The organism is Methylocaldum szegediense (assembly GCF_949769195.1).
Lineage (GTDB): Bacteria > Pseudomonadota > Gammaproteobacteria > Methylococcales > Methylococcaceae > Methylocaldum > Methylocaldum szegediense.
Map to the genome: position 1 here is coordinate 875623 of NZ_OX458333.1, position 18354 is coordinate 893976.

Sequence of the window (18354 nt, forward strand, 5' to 3'; positions counted from 1 at the left end):
GACGCAAGTCCCCCTTACCCCATTGTTTGTCATCGTGCCGGGGACCGCACTCGGACCGGGTCAGGTGGCGAGGATACGGGCGGCGACGAGAAAGGTCTCACGCTGGGGATGATGCGAGGCGAAGAGGATAGGAATGCGGCGCGTATTGCGCACCACCGAAGCGCCGATCTTAAGGAGGTTCACCCGAATCGTCGCGGCGGTTGCCCGCGCCAGCTCGGTACCGGCGAGCGCGATCTCGCGCAGCCGCTGCATCAGCGTATACGCGAGGGCAGCCCACAGCAGGCGCAGCGCGTTGGCGAGAAAATTATGGCCACTGGCGCGGGTGCCGAAGAGGTCCAGTTGTGTTTCCTTGATCCGATTTTGTTCGCCGCCTCCCTACGGCTCACCCCTTCGGGGCTTCCGCTCCCATTCGATCCTATCGAATGGGTCGGCTTCTCCGCGCTGACAGTAGAGCGGATCGTAGAGGGCGTCGGCGTTCCCTTCAAGATTCGTCACCACGAACCTTGGATTGGCGCCTTGGCTGCCAAACTCCAAGCAGGTGATGATGCGCCGTTCGATATTCCAGGAGTCGGCCGCGTAGCGGAATTCGTGAATGCGGCGCTGCTTGAGACCGGTTTCGGCAAAGGCGGCTTTGAGCTCGTCTTCCCAAGCCGCGACGGCCTTGTGCAAGCGCGCATTGCGCACCACACCGATCACATAGCCAACAGCATGGCGTTCGCACCAACGCAAGAGCCTCTGCCGGCAGAAGCCGGAATCGCCCCGGACGATGATGCGAACCTTCGGCCACGCCTGCCGTAAGCGTGTCACCAACAGTTTGATCACCGCCGCCGAATGCTTCGCCCCATCGATCCGGCTGGGCCGCAAAAGACAGATCAGGAGCGCTTGACCACAAAAGACATACAGCGGCAGATAGCAATACTGATCGTAGTCGCCGTGAAATGGGGCGAGTTCCTGATGCCCGTGCAGCGGCACATCGGAGGCGTCGATGTCGAGGATCAGCTCGCGCGGTGTTTGAGGCTGGGACGCGATGAACTGCTCAACCAGCACCCGATTCAAGGCCACCACATCGGCACGGCTGGCACGGGTTTCCAGGCGTGAGAACGTCGGGCTGCTGGCCAGAGCCGTCACCTTGCCCACCGCCGTTTGCAGCAGCGGATCGTGCCGCAGCCGGTCATGATCATTGAGGTCCTCATAGCCGCAACACAGACCCTAAAGCCGTTGGGCGACCAGGTCTTGCAGGGCATGTGTGATGCGGTTCGGAGCCCTCGGATCGTTCAACGCCTGCGCTACCGCCTTCGATAAGCCAAGGCGTCGATCCAACTGCCGCAAGAGCACGAGTCCGCCATCGGAACTGATCGCTCCACCCCGGAAATTGGCTTCGATGACCCGCCGTCCCAGGCGTCCAAATGTCATCTCATCAGCGCTACAATTTGGCATCGGCACAGCTCCCCACACAATCTGTTTCGCAACCTGATTTTATGCAGGTTTCAACGCTGTGCCGACCCTCCTCATGATGAAATATCCGGGCTAACGGGCTCTTAATCGCTTCGATGAAAAGTGGTTTCAACGGGAAGTTTTCGTTAAGCGGACTCGATGCGGGCGCTCAATATTTCGTGATTGCGTTCGATGACCTCAACCAGGCTCCAGACTTCAACACCGTAATCTACGGCCGACTAACAGCAGTATGAGCGATTACACGCCGCCCGAGGGCAACGATGTCATTCTCGACTTTGGTGGTGATTGCACGCCGCCAGCCGGGGACCAAATTGTCCCTAATTTCGGCAGTGACATCCCGCTATCGGCCGACCTGGCTGGCTCTGCGATCTCCAAGCCTACGGTCAGGCGTCCCTTTCCGTTACCAGGAGCTTGGCCGGGTTGGCAGCATATTCTTCCAGGCTGTTTGAGGCTACCCCGGCTCGCCTCGTCGCCACGACAGCATCCCGCAGCCGATTGTCATCGGTCCTGCCGGTTCGCAGAATGTTGGATGGGATTTCTTCGAGCAGGAGTGCGGCTAAAGGGCAGCTGTATTGAGAAATTTTTCAGCTGCTTGTTGGGCCTCCGGTGTTCGGTTGGATTGCCGGAGCCAGGTGGCCACGATATCCGCCGCCGAAACCACTCCACATGGCCCGAGGTTTACTTTGTCCTGCGGGCTCAGGACCCTCTCCCTCCCTTTCGATACGCATAGAAGGCCCCGATCCGTCAGGTAGAACTCCCCCACCTTCTCATCAACGAGAACGATGAATTGAACGGTCATTTTCTGCCCCTGGATACGTCACTTTCTGACCCGGTACCGCGTCAATTGATGATCGTGGTGGCGATCATCGGTATTTTGGCGGCCATCGGTATCCCTGCATACCAGGATTACATCAATCGATCAAAGGTTACCGAGGCGGTGAACGCGGCGTCGGCCTGCAAGACGAGCGTTATGGAGTTTGCGGCAGCCACCTCAAGATTGCCGGATGAAATTGGGGAAGCGGGGTGTCAAATTGAACAGACGCAATATGTTGAGTCCGTTGCTGTCGAGGACGGGGTTATCTCAGTCGTACTCCAGAACGTGCATAACGATGTAAACGGCAAAAAGCTCGTTCTTACGCCGACGAGTGATAAGGATTTGAAAACGAAAGCCGCCGATGGCGATACGATTGTCGCTTGGCATTGCGGCAATGACGGCAACGATACCAAACTGCACAAGTACTTCCCGGCAAATTGCCGTAAGGCTCCGCTCTAATCTAGTTGGCTCAATCTGCAAAGCTCCTCATTCGAGGAGCTTTGCATCTTCCTCGATTCTCTACTGCTCCAAGTCGGAAAACGCCTCTCCGATAGCAATAAGTCTGATTTTGTCGGCCGCCTTCAGGCGGCGGTGTGTCTCCAAAAGAATCCGTTCGTCCGGCTTCAGTACGTATCCGACTCTCTTCTCACAGACTCAGGGCTGTCGCGTAGGTATAGCGCCGTGTACCGTTCGAATAGGCCATCCGGCTTGATCATTTAATAGGTTCCGATTTCGCCGGAATCAGGAATACAACCTGATCATCGTCGCAGCTGAAATGCTCACCTCCAGGATTCCGACCCGGCGAAGCGCATCGAGCGTCTGCTGGCCGACCGGATCCGCGATCAGCTCGACTCGGTTGTAGTCGATCACTTTTTCTTCTGTTCGATCCTTGGTCTTGGTTTCGATGATCATCTGATCGGGGCGATTGAGTGCCAAGGCAAGGCGGGTGAGTAATGGTCAAATTTTGTGTATGGGGAGTTGATCAGGCGGCGACTTTCTCGGCGTCTTCCTGAACGCCGTCCTTGAACACGACTCCCTCAATGACCTGAGCCAGCCGGGGAATCCCATTCAATCTCCGCCAGTGTCGCTCGGCGCTTTTCACCAGCATGAACACCATCGCGAGAATACTTCCCCGTGACACGCAGCCTCGCGTTTTAGCGGTTCTGAGCCTCACCGTGGCAAAGGTGGATTCAATTGGATTAGTGGTCCTCAGGTGAATCCAATGCTCCGCCGGAAAATCGTAGAACGCCAACAGCGTCTCCCGATCCTTTTCCAGGCAGGCCACCGCCTTGGGCTACTTGGGCCGATACACCTCGACGAAGTGATTAAACGCGTTCTCCGCTTCCTGCCGGGTGGCGGCCATCCAGATCTCGTGCAACGCCGCTTTGGCTTTGGGCTGTTGGCTCTTCGGCAGCTTATTGAGCACATTCGCCGTCTTATGGACCCAACAGCGTTGGCCACGGGTGGTCCCGTACACCTGCGGTAAGGCTTTCCAGAAGCCTAAGGCGCCGTCGCCGATGGCCAGGTGCGGATCAAGGGTGAGACCCCGGGCTTTGAGATCCAACAGCACCTCGCGCCAGGACGGTTCGCTCTCCCGATAGCCATCAGCCAACGCCAGCAACTCCTTCTTGCCGTCCGCCGTAGCCCCTATCACCACCAGAATGCACTGCGCCGCATCCTCCAACCGCACCCCGAAATGGATACCGTCTACCCAGAGATACACATAACGCCGGTTCGACAAATCCCGCCGCGACCAACGCTGATGCTCGTCCTGCCAAGCCTCTTTCAAGCGGCTGATCGTACTCGCCGACAGCCCCGGCGCCTCCCGCCCTAACAGCACCGTCAGCGCCTCCTGAACATCCCCGGTCGAGATCCCTTTCAAGTACAACCACGGCAATAACGCCTCAAGGCTCTGGGGGCGCCGAAGGTACGGCGGCAAAATCGCCGAGGTCAACCAGATCGCCTTCGACCGATCTCGCACCCGCGGCACCTTGACCTCGATAGGACCCACACCGGTCTGGATGGACCGCGTCGGTAGATGACCGTTCCGCACCACCCGCTTGGCGCCCATCCGCCGTTTTCTCGTCCTTGAATCGCTCCAGAAAGGCGGCCACCTCCGCTTCGATCGCCGCCGCCAGCATCCGCTGGGCGCCTTCCCGTAACAACTCCGTTAAGGCATCCGCCACGGGAGCTGGTGCCCCTGGATTCTTCAACGGAATGATCTTATCGTCACTCATGGCGTATCCGCTCCTCCTGTAGGAATGGATGACCTCCAAGACCATCCGGAATACGCTGCCTACTTCAGCCTCTCGTCCACAAAATTCGAGGATAACTCCACCGACGGAATCCGCCTACGACGATTGACGCACACCGGGATCGGCTGTGTCTGCCAATTCCTACAGAAAAATCGGCCATGGATGACAAGCGTTTTGGCCTCGGTTGAAAGAAGATACGGCAGGTTACACACTGCGAATCGTGCGGAAGCAAAGCCGCCGGCAAGCGTTCGCGAATCCGTTCAGCGACAACATGCAGAAGGGGTTTGCCCTCAAGGGTTTTTGAACGCTTCATACCAACTGATTTGGGAGAACTCGAATGTTGAGGAATCGACCTTATCAGGCATTGTTAGGTTTGTTCGTGATTTCGATGGCGATCGCACCCGCTGCGCGGGCGGAGGACGGCGCGTGCGGCGTCCACAGCTTGAAAGGCCGGTATGGCTTTCAGACCTCTGACCGCGTGGACATGCCGAGCCAAACGACGTCCGGGCGCGTGGTTACCGATCGGCGGCCAGTTCATTTCGCCCATGTTGGGCACCTTCGATGCGGGTGGCGAAGGCAATGCATGGATCAAACTCACCGAATCCGGCGACACGATTTCGTCTTCAACCGGTCAAATCGGCGCCACCTATACCGTCAACCCCGATTGCACAGGCACCATTGAATTCCTGATTGGAGATTCCGGTTCGAAAGCGGACAACAGCGCACCCCACTACGCCTTCGTCCTCAAACGCGACAACACGTTCAGTTTTATCAGCACCATCGGCGGTGTCGTCCTGATCGGCTCCGCCTGGCAAATCAGCGATACCCTGAGCGAGCCGATTCCGGTCGGGACGGCGGCTACAACTGCAATCACTGCACCATGTGGGGACGGTTGTCCCCCGAACAGAATGCGGATTCCCGGAACATCACTTTGCTGGATTCCGTGTTGAGTTGACACGGAGGGCACGGCACGCGCACTCTCCGTCTTACCGCCAAATCCGCCCGCCCCCGAACCGCAACCCGCTCATCCTATCTTCCATCCATTCTCCACCCCCATCGATACTTGCAGATCGACGATTCTTGGCTGACGTTAACCCGTTGGCCAGCGCGGTTGCAAGGTATTGTTAACTTACGGCGAACCATGCGAGCGTTGAAGAAGGGAGGTCTACGACCGGCGAGCTGCCTTCGCCGGGAAGTAAAATTACGGAACAATCGCCTCGAGTCCGATTACGGCATACTAGGGTTCTCCCGATTTCCCCTGTCGAATGGTCGGTTGCTGCTGAGAGAGTTCGCGCGAGCATATTTTCAGCTTCGACCGGGTGACACGGACGGGAAAGGTGTTACGGGGGCCGTAAGAAAAGGCGTTCTGCTATGTGGCGGTCGGAAGCAGGAACCCTACCCACGCGACTCAGGGAGACTCAATGCCACCCCTGAGCGCGGTAGGATTCTCGGGCCTTCAGGCCGGGGAGAATGTCAAACGGTAAACAACGTTGATCGTATGGCTGCGATCCGCAAAAGGGAGGATTACTCGGAGCACCCAGATATAAGTCCATTCTTAAATTTGATCCGCACCGCCCGATTCGCGCGGCGATGCGAAAAGAAGTAAACTAACCTCTATTAGTTTACTCACGACACGCACCGTGCATATCGTTAACATCCACGAAGCCAAGACCCATTTGTCCCGCCTGGTCGATGAGGCGGCGCGGGGGGAAGCGTTTATCATCGCCAAAGCCGGTAAGCCGCTGGTCAAGGTTGTGCCACTCGATGCCGACGAAATTGGAGTCCATCGTCGTTTGGGATTTATGAAAGGCGAAATCCGAGTTCCGGACGACTTCGATCAGATGGGAGCCGAAACCGTCGAGCGACTTTTCCAAGAGCACGACTCAATCTCCCCGGAAGATGATGAGTCGCGATCGGAAGGCGGCATACCCGGGCGTGACCAAGGCAAGCGATGAATCTCTTGTTGGATACACATCTTATCTTGTGGGCCGCGGGCGATCCTGACCGACTTTCTGAAGAAGCCCGGCGACTGTTGCTGGATACTGCCAACGAGCTGTATTACAGTGCCGCCAGTCTCTGGGAGATCACGATTAAACAGACCCTGGGCCGTCCCGATTGTAAGGTCGATGTACATCGCCTATGGCGCATGCTCCCTCTCAGCGGCTACCGAGAGCTACCTGTTACCGGCGAACACGCCATCGCTATCGAAACTCTCCCGTTACTGCATAAAGATCCTTTCGATCGTCTTTTGTTGGCACAGGCGCGCGTTGAGAGTTTGACCCTGTTGACGGCCGATCGGCAGCTAGCCGGTTATGGAGCACCGGTGAGGCTTATTTGAGATGTAAGGGGGCGTGACAGTATCGGCTTACATGGCGTAGATTGATTTCGTAACAAATTCAATCTGCACGTGATGACACAAGGCGGAAAACGGACCGAGGCTGGGCGGAATTCGAAGTGGAACTGCGAAACCCGAACAATGCGAGTCCCGGCGCACTTGGTCGGGGAGATCGAGCAATTTATCGAAAAGCGCCTGGGCGAAGTTCTCGAAGTAGTCCCCGAAACCCAGCCCGCACCCGAACCACTTGAACTGTGGCAGGGCGACAAGCAGTGTCAGGCTAAAACGACAAAAGGCGCTCGATGCCGGTTACCCTCGGCGGTAGTCCACAAGCTTCAGCATGCGGGCCAAGTTATCGAAATTGGACTGTGCCAGCGGCATCGTGACCAAATCCGACAGGGAATCGAGCCGCAAGTCTATCCGTCCGTGTTTGATTCGGTGACAAAAAAAAGCTGCTAGGGAACCGATCTGTTGTTTGCGGTCCACCAGGTTCTTAAAAGGGTTGGCGTCAAAAGGTTAAACGGCCCAAGCAATTGCCCGTACTCAGGCGCCCTAACCGTGGACACTATCGGAACTCGCCCGGCATAAGCGGCGGCGAGTACCTCATCCAACCGCGCCAAGCTTTTTCGCTCGGTGAATGGATCGGTAGTGACCAGATTTACTTCTCTAAGGCCGCTCAGATAGGGAGGACCTATGTACAGTTGATAGCGCATTAACTTCTCCACCATGAAACAACAGCTTCGCGCTGCACATCATCCAACCGGCGCCAGCGGTCCTCCGGTTCGCAATCGTTGTAGTCACGAGGCAGAAATTCTGGATTGCAGAGCGCCAAGGCGAACATAATCATCTGCGACTGCTGGCGGCCACATTGTCAGGAGCTTTGTGCTTGGGATGCCTAGGCTCGGCTCGATGAGGCTAAACGGAGAATGAAAGAAATCGAGAACTGGCAGCCGACCCAAATGCTGCCCAGAGCCAAAGAGATTTACCGCACCCTGGCTTAACGGCTGGAAAGGATCGAAGACGTCGCCGACGCGCGTGAAGCGCTGAGGAGCATTCTGGGGGAAGAAATCAAGCTAGTGCCGGAAAACGGCCATTTGTGGACAGAACTCAAAGGCGGCTGTGCCGCCCTGAGTCAGATAACGGTGGTTGCGGGGGCAGGATTTGAACCTACGACCTTCGGGTTATGAGCCCGACGAGCTACCAGACTGCTCCACCCCGCGTCGATCTCAAATACTATACCGGAAACGAGGCTTCGATGCAATTAAACGTTAACATCGGACAACACAAGTTAAGGTCTTAGCTCTGATTGCAGTAAGCCGTTCACCCGGAGCGGAGCCGAAGGTTTCGGGGTAGTGGGGTAGGGCTCTTAGATTCCGAATCCGTTTCGAAGCATAACCAGGCAAGCGGCTCCGTAAACGCCGGCCAACAGATCGTCGAGCATGACGCCGAGCCCGCCATGGATGGTGCGGTCCAAATCGCCAATGGGCCATGGTTTCCAGATGTCGAAGAGGCGGAAAGCCAGGAAGCCTAGGAGCACCCATTGCCAGGACGCCGGCGCGAACATCATGGTGATCAGGAAGCCGATGATTTCATCCCAGACGATGCCTGGGTGATCTTGAACCTCCAGCCGTCGCTCGCATCGTCCGCAGATATAAACGCCGGCGATCGCGAGGGCGATGACTATGGACGCGTAAAGCGGTCTGCCTAGGCCAGCCACAAGCCAATAGATCGGGATGGCGGCGAGTGTTCCGAAGGTTCCGGGTGCAATCGGCGAAAGTCCGGAACCAAAGCCGAAAGCTAGGAAACACACGGGATCGCTGAAGATTTCTGCCGGTTTTACGGTGCGCTGGGTTTTTGTTTTCCTGGCCTGGCTAGTCATTTGAAAAATGCTGATAACCGTTACGGGAAAGTTCAATAGATCGGCCATCTTTGAACAACATCAGCCGTGCCTGAGGCTCGATGCGGCCGATCCGGGCGTATGGACAAGCTACCGATCTAAGGCGGGCCTCCAACTCATCGCGATTTGCCGGTGGAACGGTAAAACAAAGTTCGTAATCGTCGCCTGCCGAGAGAGGCATACTCCAGTCGCCCGTTTCAGCGAGGTAACGGCGCACCCCATCTGGCAAGGGCAGCTGCTCCCAATCGAGCGTTGCACCTACGCCGCTAGCTTCCAGAATATGCCACAGATCGGCGGCCAGCCCGTCAGATACGTCGATACAACTGCTCGCCAATCCGCGCAGTTTCAAGCCGATGTCGACTCGGGGTTCCGGTCTTTCGAGATGCCGTATTGCTGTTGGGTCTTCGATGGCTGTTTTTCCTTGGAGAATCTTGAGTCCCATGCCTGCCGCGCCCAACTCACCGGTCAAGTAAATCAGGTCGCCGGGGAGGGCGCCTGACCGGCGTAGTGCCCGGTCGCGCTCGACGAGACCCATGGCTTGGACCGTGAGGGTCAAAGGTCCACGTGTGGTATCTCCGCCGATCAACTCGACACCATAACGCTCGGCCAAGCCAAAAAAACCTCTCGCGAAGCCTTGCAGCCAGGCTTCGTCGCAATGAGGAAGGGTCAGTGCGAGCGTGGCCCATCTGGGTTCTGCGCCCATCGCGGCGAGATCGCTGAGATTAACGGCCAATAACTTATGGCCTAGATTTTCCGGGTCAACATCGGGCAGGAAATGCACACCTTCCACCATCGTGTCGGTGGTTACGACCAGGTCTTGGCCTTGCTCGATTTGCAGTAACGCACAATCGTCGCCGACGCTTAAAACCGTGGACGGATGCTTGACCTTTGGCTCTGCGAAAAACCGGCGAATCAGTTCGAACTCACCTAAAGCCATGGCTGTGTGTTGATAGGGAGACTGCCCGAATCGTTAGGCTTTATGCTGCGCTTCTATTTCCGCCATGCGGTGTTTGCGGGCTACCCGATCGAGAATCCCGTTGATGTATTTATGGCTTTCCGCAGCTCCGAAATGCTTGGCGAGATCGATGCCTTCGTTCAGCACCACCCGATACGGTATTTCCAGGCGGTACAGGAGTTCGTACACGCTGATTCTTAGAATGGCCCGCTCCACCGGATCGATTTCGGCCACCGGGCGATCGGCGAATTCGCTTACTGCAGCATCGATCGCGTGTAGGTGTTGGGGTACCCCGTGCAGCAGTTCCTTGAAATGCCGGGCGTTGATGTCGGGCGCGCAGCACTGCTCGATGAGGTTGTCGAGCGTCTGGGGTTGTTCCTCTTCCGTTTCTCGCTGGCGGCAGTATTTCTCGAGCGATTCTTCGAGAAGACTCTGTTCTTGATCGGTCAGCGTGTATCCGCTCTTGTATCGTCTGAGCAGGATTTTGGCCTCCTTCAATTCGGTGAGAAACTGGGCCTCGATTGACGAGAGATCGGCATCGCTCAACTGCCATTGATAAATGGCCTGTACCGCACAGCGCCTCGCCAGCGTTTTCGCATTGCTCATGCCAGGGCCATCTGGTTCAACAAATTGACCATCTCTATCGCAGACAAGGCCGCTTCGGCGCCTTTGTTGCCGGCCTTGGTTCCGGCCCGCTCGATCGCCTGTTCTATGGTGTCCACTGTAAGCACCCCGAAGGCGATCGGGATCTCGTGTTTGAGCGAGATGCTGCTGATACCTTTGACGCATTCGCCGGCAACATAATCGAAATGCGGCGTGGCTCCGCGAATGACCGCGCCAACGGCCACGATGGCGTCGTAGCGTTTCGATGCCGCTGCTTTCTGCACTGCCAGCGGCAGCTCATAAGCCCCCGGTGTTTTGACCAGATGGATATCTTCCTTCTTAGCCCCGTGCCGCAACAACGCATCTAAGGCGCCAGCCACCAAATGGTCGACGATGAAGCCATTGAAACGGGACGCCACGATGCAGAAACGGGCGCCTTGGACCATAAGCTGGCCTTCATAAGTCTTGATATCGGACATCGTTGTTCTCTCTTAGTCTTGGGAAACGTATTCGACGACTTCGAGGCCGTAGCCGGACAGCCCCAGGTATTTTTTCGGCGCACCTAGTACACGGAGTTTGCGCACACCCAGGTCGGCCAGAATCTGGGCACCCGTTCCGGTTGTGCGCCAATCGTCGGTCTTCGTCATGTCGACAGCCATTTCGATGCCGTTATCTTCCATTTGATACTGGTGTATGCGCTCGACCAGGAATTTATCGTCCTCCTCCTTGCGGATGACGACCAGAACGCCGCGTCCTTCATCGGCGATATACTTCATGGCGGTACGCAGAGGCAGCCCAACATCCCTCCGTCGGGCACCGAAGAGATCATTCAAAAGGTTGCGTCCGTGCACGCGCACCAGCACGGGCTCGTCGCCGGCGACTTTTCCCATGGTGAGGGCGAGATGCAGGCGTTTATCGACTTGGTCCTGGTAGGCGTGCAAGCGGAATTGGCCGAATTCGGTCGGAAAATCGCACGAACAGATCCGCTCCACTGTTTTTTCGTTTTGGATGCGGTAGTGAATCAGATCGGCGATCGTGCCGATCTTGAGGCCGTGTTCTTTCGCGAATTTCTCCAAGTCGCGGCCGCGCGCCATGGATCCGTCCTCGTTGAGGATCTCCACGATAACGGCGGCGGGTTCGAGCCCAGCCAAGCGGGCGAAATCACAGCCGGCCTCGGTGTGCCCCGCTCGGTTGAGCACCCCTCCCGGCTGCGCCATCAACGGAAAAACATGGCCTGGCTGGACCAGGTCTTCGGGTTTGGCGTCCGGTGCCACGGCGCAGAGAATGGTGCGGGCGCGGTCCGCGGCGGAAATGCCGGTGGTGATGCCGGTCGCGGCATCTATGGAGACGGTGAAATTGGTGGAGTGCGGCGTTTTGTTCTCGTTCACCATCAAGGGCAAGTGCAGTTGTTGGCAGCGCTCGCGGGTGAGCGTCAGACAGATCAATCCGCGACCGTAGCGCGCCATGAAGTTGATGTCTTCCGGGCGGGTATGGACGGCTGCCATGACGAGATCGCCTTCGTTCTCGCGATCCTCATCGTCCATGATGACCACCATTTTTCCGAGGCGGATATCTTCAATGATTTCTTCGATGCTGTTCATAGTCAGGTGATAAAACCGGTGTTTCTGAGGAGTTCTTCGGTGATGACCGGGCCGCTTTCGGCGGCGCGATCGCCGAGCAGGAGCCTCTCCAGATAACGGGCGATGATATCGACTTCCAGGTTGACCCGCCGTCCCGTGACCGTTTCACCCAGAGTGGTTTCGGCCAAAGTGTGCGGTACGATATTGACGCCGAATCGATTGCCATTCACCTCGTTGACCGTCAAGCTGATCCCGTCGACGCAGACCGAACCTTTTTCGGCAATATACTTGGCTAAGTCGGACGGGGTTTCGATCATGAACCGAACCGATCGAGCGTCGCTGTGCTTGTCGACCACTGTGCCGATACCATCGACATGACCGCTGACGAGATGACCGCCGAGCCGAGTGGTCGGCAGTAGAGCGAGCTCCAGATTCACATGGGTTCCGACCTTGGCTTCGCCGAGCGTGGTCCGTGAAAGGGTTTCGCGCGAGACGTCGGCAGCAAAAAGCCGATCCCCGAGTTCGACGACCGTCAGGCATACACCGCTGACAGCAATGCTATCGCCGAGTTTCACGTCCTCGAAGGGTAGTTTACCGGTGGCGACCGTTAAGCGGCAGTCGCCGCCTCTGGGCTCGATGCGGGTAATAGTTCCGATCGCTTGGATAATGCCGGTGAACATAAAGAGCTCGCGAGTGAGTTAAATTTAATTGCGCAAGGTCAGGCGGAGATCGCTCCCGATCCGACGCACGTCGCCGATGGTCAGTTCGAACCGTTCGGCCATGCTCGCCACATTGGGCAGCTCGAACAACCCTCGGGCCTGGTTGCCCAAAACCACGGGGGCGAGATAAACGATCCACTCGTCCACAAGCTTTTCCCGAAGCAGGGCGCCGTTCAGAGTCGGGCCGGCCTCGACCAGAACTTCGTTGAATTCGCGACGTCCAAGCCAATCGACGACCGCCGTCAGGTCCAGGCATCCGTTCGGCGCCGCGGGCAGGGTTTCGATGTCGAAATGGTCCGACAAAGTCCGAATTTGGTCCTTGTCCGATACGGTCGTCAAGACCACCGTGCGTTTCTGCCCGCCGGCGAGACGCATGGCGGCAGATATGCGCAGCCGGGAATCGAGAACGATACGCGCTGGCGGCAAAATGTCTCCCGCCGTTTCTGGCAAGCGCACCGTCAATTGCGGGTCGTCCTGGAGCACAGTGCCGATACCGGTCAGGATAGCGGAACTTCTAGCCCGCAAGCGATGGGCGTCGCGCCGGGCGTCTTCGCTGGTAATCCATTTGCTTTCTCCGGAGGAGAGCGCGGTGCGTCCGTCCAAGCTCATGGCCAGCTTGCTGCGGATATAGGGACGACCGGTCTTCATGCGCTTGCAGAACCCGGGATTCAATGCCGCCGCGGCATTTTCCAAAAGCCCGCAGCCGACCTCCACGCCGGCTTCGCGGAGTCTCGTCAAACCCTCGCCCTCGACCTGCGGATTCGGATCTCTCATGGCGGCCACCACGCGGGCGATTCCAGCAGATATTAAGGCCTCGGTACAGGGAGGCGTTTTACCATGATGACAACATGGTTCCAGGCTGACATAAGCGGTCGCGCCTCGGGCCAGATCGCCCGCCATGCGTAGGGCTTCGATTTCAGCATGCGGTCCGCCTGCCTGTCGATGCCAGCCTTCGCCGACGATCCGGCCGTCTTTCACGATCACGCAGCCGACCCGCGGATTGGGATCGGTCGTGTACAAACCCCGCTCGGCCAAATGCAGCGCACGAGACATGAACTCCGCATCCTCGCGGGAAAATACCTTAGGGGAAAGCTCCATCGGGTCAGGGCTCCGACTCGTCGTCGAACAAGTCCGGCTGATCCCGTTTCTCGTTCGGATGGGGCTGTCTCTCGAGGCGGTCTATGACCTCGCGAAATTCGTTCACGTCCTGGAAACTTCGGTACACCGAGGCAAACCGCACATAAGCGACATGGTCTAGTTCGCCGAGTTCCTGCATGACGCTTTCGCCGATGAATCGGGAAGAAACCTCCCGCTCGCCGCGAGCCAGTAATTTTTTCTTAATGCGATTGATTGCCGCTTCAATGCGGTCGCTACCGACCGGACGCTTTTCAAGCGCGCGTAGAATGCCGGCACGCAGCTTTTCCTCCCGGAACGGCTCCCGGCTGCCATTGGTCTTGATCACCCTGGGCATGTTGAGTTCTGCCGCCTCATAGGTCGTGAAGCGTTCCTTGCATTCGGTGCATTCACGGCGCCGGCGCACCTGATCGCCCTCTTGGGACAATCGGGAGTCGATGACTCTAGTATCTTGAGCACCGCAAAACGGACAGCGCATTACTGGATGGTCATAGGCGGAACGGCGCGGGTCGAGAACTTCCTCGCGCGTCCTAAGAAAACGCTCAGTGCGCGTAGACGGGATATCTGCGGCAAAGCTGAAGCACGTCCTCTTTCACCCGCTCGATAACCGCCTCGCTCTGCGGCTCGTCGAGCACGTCACACATCCAGTCGGCCAAGGTTTCACAGTCGAGCTTGGTGAAGCCGCGGGTGGTAACGGCCGGCGTGCCAACGCGAATACCGCTGGTGACGAAGGGCGACTGCGGGTCGTTCGGAACCGCATTCTTGTTCACGGTGATGTTGGCCCGACCGAGGGTTTCCTCCGCTAACTTGCCGGTAAGGCCCTTCTCGATCAAATCGACCAGGAACAGGTGGTTGTCGGTGCCGCCTGAAACGATTTTGTAGCCACGATCGATGAAGCGCTGCGCCATCGCGCGCGCGTTTTCGACGACTTTGGTCTGGTACTGCTTGAACTCGGGTTGAGCGGCTTCTTTCAGGGCAACGGCCTTGGCTGCGATCACATGCATCAGGGGCCCGCCCTGGATGCCGGGGAAGACCAATGAGTTCAGCTTTTTCTCGATCTCCGGGTTGGTTTTGGCCAGGATCAAGCCGCCACGAGGGCCGCGCAGGGTCTTGTGAGTGGTCGTCGTGGTGACGTCGGCGATCTGTACCGGGCTGGGATAGACGCCAGCCGCGACCAGCCCCGCGACATGCGCCATGTCCACGACCAGATAAGCGCCGACCGAATCCGCGATATCGCGGAAACGCTGCCACTCGACGATTCTGGAATAGGCCGAGAAACCAGCGACGATCATTTTCGGCCGGTGCTCCTTCGCCAAGGTTTCGACCTGGTCGTAATCGATATAGCCGGTGGCCGGATCAAGACCGTACTGGACGGCGTTATAAATTTTGCCCGAGAAGTTGACCTTGGCACCATGGGTGAGATGGCCGCCGTGGGCGAGGCTCATGCCGAGTAAGGTATCGCCCGGTTGGAGCAAGGCCATGTAAACCGCGGCGTTGGCCTGGGAGCCTGAATGTGGCTGAACGTTGGCGAAATCGGCGCCGAACAGCTTCTTTGCGCGTTCAATGGCCAGGCTTTCGACGACGTCTACGTATTCACAGCCGCCATAGTAGCGCTTGCCGGGATAGCCCTCGGCGTATTTATTGGTGAGCACGGTACCGTGTGCTTGCAATACGCGGGGACTTGCATAATTTTCGGAAGCGATCAGCTCGATATGGTCTTCTTGTCTTTTTTCTTCGTTTTGGATCGCAGACCACAGTTCATCGTCGAATCCCGCGATCTCCATACCCTTGCTAAACATAAAACGAACCTACAGGCTGGTTGGTGAATAGCATATTGTAACTCAACGGCCACGGCGGCAAACGCGGTTTTGACGCATAAAAATTCGTCGAGCGACGAACTGAAACCATTGTTCCGATCGATGGCAGCTAAATGCCGACAGTCGGCCGCAACGGCGCCTCAATCCGACAGCCGGAAGGTTTGTTCGGCAAATTTTTCCTTGAGGAATCGTCCGTGTACCAGCAAACCTTGGGCATCCTTTTCGAACAGACTCTTGGCGAGGTCGTGCAGGGCATGGTCAAGCAGGTTCAGTTGATCATTGAGCGATTCCTCGGCGGTCTTACCGCTGCTCAATTTTTGGGATCGCGCCATGCTCGGCGGAAGCTGCAAATATTGGTTGACGGTGTCCGGCAGGTAATCGAATGCGATTTTTCGCACTTCGAAAGGCGTCAGGTCGAACAGATCATCGGCTCCGCTTTCCGTCCGCTCCATGAGAAAGGCTAGTTTTTCCTCGATTTGTTGCAGCAGACACAAGGTATTTTCACCCGCACGCTGGCGCAGCGTCTCCCTAAGCGGCGCGAGCCGTTCTTTCCATAACCTGACCTGCGGCGAAATCAGATCGGCGTTCCAAGCAGTTCGGTGTATCTCCTGATCGAGCAAATCGTTCGCCGCGCGTTGAAGTTGGCCCTTCAACTCGGCGAGTTCAAGTTGGGCACGCTTGAAAGGAGGCAGGTTTTCCGGGCAGGACAGCATGTGTTTCAAGACGGACGGAAACCGCCGTAAAGCTTGCTCCCGGAGCGAGTCGACCGTCCTCGGAGCGAGAGCGATGTTTTCGAAATGCGGCGCGATGAGTTTGATGACGTCAAAGGTTTCCTGAATGTCGTCGGCGATCGAGGCGGGCAACCGCCGATGGGCTTTGCGAACCAGTTTCTCGATTCGCTTGAGTTCCCTTGACAGACGCCAGGAGACGTCCGGCATCGGTGTCTCGGGTCCGGCGGGCAGGAGAAGCCAGAGCGCCAGATAGATCCACACCGTCAGACTGAACGAAAAGAACACGGACAGGACGAACAGAAAGCGTACCAGCGTAACGTCGACGCCGAAATAATCGGCGATGCCGGCGCAAACGCCGGCTAGCCGGCGCCGTTGCCGGTTACGTTGGAGTCTGCGTCTGGCATTCATGATTCGGAGCGGTCGGAACGGATCGGCGGTTTCCGGATAGCCCATAGTCGGCATAACAGTAAATTCTAAACGAGAAGTCGACACTTCGAGTAAAAACCGGCATGAAAGTTTCGTTTTTCGAAACGCTGCCGGGCGTTGGAGATCGTCCGGAGAACTCGGATATTCCGCACGTCGGCAAGGTTCGATTCGGGTAAGATAAAGTCTCATGAGCGGGAATGGCGAGGCGCGGAAATCTTGGGGATGAGCGATTTGGAGACGGGACAGAACCCGATCGGCCTCATGGAATCGATTTCGGAGATCGGGAGTATCGATTGGGAAGCCCTAGTCGACCACCGAACCTGCGTCCAGCAGAATGAGGATCTGGCGAGCGTGCAGGAAAAGTTTCGTCAGACCAACGTCAGTTTCATGGCCGTGCTTGACCGCCAGCGCGTGGTCGGTCTTTGTGCGCGCCACGAGATCGCCATGCGTCTCGGCTCGCAGTACGGATTTGCGCTGTTCGGAAGGACCCCGGTCCGCGATCATCTGGTTGCGCAGCCTTTGTCGATCAATGTCAAGCAGGGTTGGTCCGACGTGCTTCAGCGCGTGTTCTTGCGTACCGGCGAAAGCTTCAATCAGGACGTGCTACTGGTCGATGACCGTTGCGCATTCCTAGGGCTTATTTCGGTACAAACCCTAGTTCGCCTCCAGACCCGGCTGCTGATGCAGAGCATCGTGGAGTTGGAGCAAAAGCAGGATGAGATTGGCAGGCGCAATCAGCAGTTGACGGAAGATCTGCGCATGGCTCGCGAAGTGCAATTGGCCATGCTACCGCGGACTCTGCCGACCATCCCTCCCGACGTCGCGCAGGATGCCAGCGCGGTACGCATATTCAGCCACTATGCGCCTTTTGGCCTGGTGAGCGGGGATTTTTTCGACGTTTTCCCTATCTCCGATACAGCGATCGCCGTTTTTATCGCCGACGTGATGGGGCACGGCGTGCAGGCCGCTTTGGTGATGGCTATGATGAGGGCCTTGATTCAGAACCATCGCGAAGAGGCTGCCGATCCGGGAAGATTGCTGACGGCGCTCAACGGTGACTTTTGCGACATGTTGAGGGGTAGCAGTCTGTCGACTTTTGCCTCCGCCTTTTCCTTGGTGATCGACGTCGGTGCCGGCGAGTTTCGTTACGCCAATGCCGGACATCCTTGCCCCATTCATCTGTGCCGGCAAACTGGGCAGGTAATGCACCTGGACTGCGTGCAATCGAGCAACGGCGGCGTCCTTGGCGTCCGCCCCGGCGTGAACTACCGCACCGGGAGCATCGAACTGAGGGCGCGAGACGCGGTTGTGCTCTTCACCGACGGATTGTTCGAGATCCGCGGACAGGATAGCGAGCTGCTGGGGCAGGAGCGGCTGCTGGCTCTGGTGGAATCAAACGTGAAACAATCGGGTCAGGCTTTGATCCGGGATTTGATCAACCGCGTTCAGGATTTTTCGGCGCAAGGTCAGTTCGAGGATGACGTGTGTCTGGTGACGGTGGAAATCGGTGAGATCGCGGCCGGAGAACCCCATCGACCCTCGACGTGACGTGGCGGGAGCGTGTTTGGAAAGGTTCCTGTGGCTTGGAGTTGGCGTATGGTGCATTGTGTTTATGAACGGCTGTGCTCGTGAC

At 57.5% G+C, this 18354-nt stretch carries 16 protein-coding genes, 1 tRNA gene and 2 pseudogenes; 5 read left to right on the forward strand and 14 right to left on the reverse strand.

Translation table 11 applies throughout. From position 1 onward, the window contains the following. Window positions 1–60 precede the first annotated feature (60 nt). Window positions 61–1437: pseudogene (locus tag QEN43_RS03770) on the reverse strand (IS1380 family transposase). 805 nt (window positions 1438–2242) lie between these two features. Here QEN43_RS03770 and QEN43_RS03775 point away from each other — a divergent pair. Next, complete coding sequence (locus tag QEN43_RS03775) at window positions 2243–2728, forward strand: pilin (protein ID WP_317963712.1); 486 nt, start codon at window positions 2243–2245, stop codon at window positions 2726–2728. Window positions 2729–3010: 282 nt separating this feature from the next. Here QEN43_RS03775 and QEN43_RS03780 read toward each other — a convergent pair whose 3' ends face one another. Further along, a complete protein-coding gene (locus QEN43_RS03780; RefSeq protein WP_156912913.1) occupies window positions 3011–3181 on the reverse strand; it encodes a hypothetical protein in 171 nt (56 codons plus the stop codon). A 70-nt stretch (window positions 3182–3251) separates the two neighbouring features. After that, window positions 3252–4506 (reverse strand): annotated as a pseudogene (locus tag QEN43_RS03785) (IS256 family transposase). A gap of 473 nt (window positions 4507–4979) precedes the next feature. Between QEN43_RS03785 and QEN43_RS03790 the strand changes: the two are divergent. The 3 genes from QEN43_RS03790 (at window position 4980) to QEN43_RS03800 (ending at window position 6862) form a co-directional block, all read left to right on the forward strand. Next, window positions 4980–5474 carry a hypothetical protein gene (locus QEN43_RS03790; protein ID WP_026612029.1) on the forward strand — a complete coding sequence of 165 codons (495 nt, stop codon included), beginning with the start codon at window positions 4980–4982 and terminating at the stop codon, window positions 5472–5474. 690 nt (window positions 5475–6164) lie between these two features. After that, window positions 6165–6479: a type II toxin-antitoxin system Phd/YefM family antitoxin gene (locus QEN43_RS03795; protein ID WP_051332061.1), complete on the forward strand. Its 315-nt coding sequence runs from the start codon at window positions 6165–6167 to the stop codon at window positions 6477–6479. Between the two features lie 8 nt (window positions 6480–6487). Continuing rightward, window positions 6488–6862: a type II toxin-antitoxin system VapC family toxin gene (locus QEN43_RS03800; protein WP_235726711.1), complete on the forward strand. Its 375-nt coding sequence runs from the start codon at window positions 6488–6490 to the stop codon at window positions 6860–6862. Between the two features lie 1140 nt (window positions 6863–8002). Here the strand turns inward: QEN43_RS03800 and QEN43_RS03805 are convergent. From QEN43_RS03805 to QEN43_RS03855, 11 genes are all read right to left on the reverse strand, one after another. After that, window positions 8003–8079, reverse strand: a tRNA-Met gene (locus tag QEN43_RS03805). 146 nt (window positions 8080–8225) lie between these two features. Then, entirely contained in the window at window positions 8226–8738 is a 513-nt protein-coding gene (locus QEN43_RS03810) for a phosphatidylglycerophosphatase A family protein (protein WP_051332062.1), read from the reverse strand. Beyond that, window positions 8731–9693, reverse strand: a complete 963-nt coding sequence (gene thiL, locus QEN43_RS03815; protein ID WP_026612034.1) for a thiamine-phosphate kinase — start codon at window positions 9691–9693, stop codon at window positions 8731–8733. Before thiL ends, QEN43_RS03810 begins: the two co-directional genes overlap by 8 nt. A gap of 33 nt (window positions 9694–9726) precedes the next feature. Beyond that, entirely contained in the window at window positions 9727–10317 is a 591-nt protein-coding gene (gene nusB, locus QEN43_RS03820; RefSeq protein WP_026612035.1) for a transcription antitermination factor NusB, read from the reverse strand. After that, complete coding sequence (ribH, locus tag QEN43_RS03825; RefSeq protein WP_026612036.1) at window positions 10314–10793, reverse strand: 6,7-dimethyl-8-ribityllumazine synthase; 480 nt, start codon at window positions 10791–10793, stop codon at window positions 10314–10316. Before ribH ends, nusB begins: the two co-directional genes overlap by 4 nt. Window positions 10794–10805: 12 nt before the next feature. Then, the gene (gene ribBA, locus QEN43_RS03830) at window positions 10806–11915 is read right to left on the reverse strand and encodes a bifunctional 3,4-dihydroxy-2-butanone-4-phosphate synthase/GTP cyclohydrolase II (RefSeq protein ID WP_036269342.1); all 1110 of its coding nucleotides are present in this window, start codon (window positions 11913–11915) and stop codon (window positions 10806–10808) included. Window positions 11916–11917: 2 nt separating this feature from the next. Continuing rightward, window positions 11918–12574, reverse strand: coding sequence for a riboflavin synthase (locus QEN43_RS03835; protein ID WP_026612038.1), 657 nt, complete (start codon window positions 12572–12574; stop codon window positions 11918–11920). Between the two features lie 24 nt (window positions 12575–12598). Then, window positions 12599–13711, reverse strand: a complete 1113-nt coding sequence (ribD, locus tag QEN43_RS03840; RefSeq protein WP_026612039.1) for a bifunctional diaminohydroxyphosphoribosylaminopyrimidine deaminase/5-amino-6-(5-phosphoribosylamino)uracil reductase RibD — start codon at window positions 13709–13711, stop codon at window positions 12599–12601. Between the two features lie 4 nt (window positions 13712–13715). After that, window positions 13716–14225: a transcriptional regulator NrdR gene (nrdR, locus tag QEN43_RS03845; RefSeq protein ID WP_026612040.1), complete on the reverse strand. Its 510-nt coding sequence runs from the start codon at window positions 14223–14225 to the stop codon at window positions 13716–13718. 64 nt (window positions 14226–14289) lie between these two features. Beyond that, window positions 14290–15546 (reverse strand): serine hydroxymethyltransferase, encoded by a 1257-nt coding sequence (gene glyA, locus QEN43_RS03850; RefSeq protein ID WP_026612041.1) that lies wholly within the window; start codon window positions 15544–15546, stop codon window positions 14290–14292. A 158-nt stretch (window positions 15547–15704) separates the two neighbouring features. Beyond that, window positions 15705–16757, reverse strand: a complete 1053-nt coding sequence (locus QEN43_RS03855; protein WP_317963713.1) for a PspC domain-containing protein — start codon at window positions 16755–16757, stop codon at window positions 15705–15707. Between the two features lie 186 nt (window positions 16758–16943). Between QEN43_RS03855 and QEN43_RS03860 the strand changes: the two genes are divergently transcribed. Beyond that, window positions 16944–18269, forward strand: coding sequence for a PP2C family protein-serine/threonine phosphatase (locus tag QEN43_RS03860; RefSeq protein WP_026612042.1), 1326 nt, complete (start codon window positions 16944–16946; stop codon window positions 18267–18269). Window positions 18270–18354: the final 85 nt, after the last annotated feature.

Bases quoted from the DNA above. Each gene is read 5' to 3' on its own strand.
- QEN43_RS03780 (WP_156912913.1), bottom strand. From the start codon at position 3,181: ATGATCATCGAAACCAAGACCAAGGATCGAACAGAAGAAAAAGTGATC.
- QEN43_RS03790 (WP_026612029.1), top strand. From the start codon at position 4,980: ATGGCTTTCAGACCTCTGACCGCGTGGACATGCCGAGCCAAACGACGT.
- QEN43_RS03810 (WP_051332062.1), bottom strand. From the start codon at position 8,738: ATGACTAGCCAGGCCAGGAAAACAAAAACCCAGCGCACCGTAAAACCG.
- thiL (WP_026612034.1), bottom strand. From the start codon at position 9,693: ATGGCTTTAGGTGAGTTCGAACTGATTCGCCGGTTTTTCGCAGAGCCA.
- nusB (WP_026612035.1), bottom strand. From the start codon at position 10,317: ATGAGCAATGCGAAAACGCTGGCGAGGCGCTGTGCGGTACAGGCCATT.
- ribH (WP_026612036.1), bottom strand. From the start codon at position 10,793: ATGTCCGATATCAAGACTTATGAAGGCCAGCTTATGGTCCAAGGCGCC.
- ribBA (WP_036269342.1), bottom strand. From the start codon at position 11,915: ATGAACAGCATCGAAGAAATCATTGAAGATATCCGCCTCGGAAAAATG.
- QEN43_RS03835 (WP_026612038.1), bottom strand. From the start codon at position 12,574: ATGTTCACCGGCATTATCCAAGCGATCGGAACTATTACCCGCATCGAG.
- ribD (WP_026612039.1), bottom strand. From the start codon at position 13,711: ATGGAGCTTTCCCCTAAGGTATTTTCCCGCGAGGATGCGGAGTTCATG.
- nrdR (WP_026612040.1), bottom strand. From the start codon at position 14,225: ATGCGCTGTCCGTTTTGCGGTGCTCAAGATACTAGAGTCATCGACTCC.
- glyA (WP_026612041.1), bottom strand. From the start codon at position 15,546: ATGTTTAGCAAGGGTATGGAGATCGCGGGATTCGACGATGAACTGTGG.
- QEN43_RS03855 (WP_317963713.1), bottom strand. From the start codon at position 16,757: ATGCCGACTATGGGCTATCCGGAAACCGCCGATCCGTTCCGACCGCTC.
- QEN43_RS03860 (WP_026612042.1), top strand. From the start codon at position 16,944: ATGAGCGATTTGGAGACGGGACAGAACCCGATCGGCCTCATGGAATCG.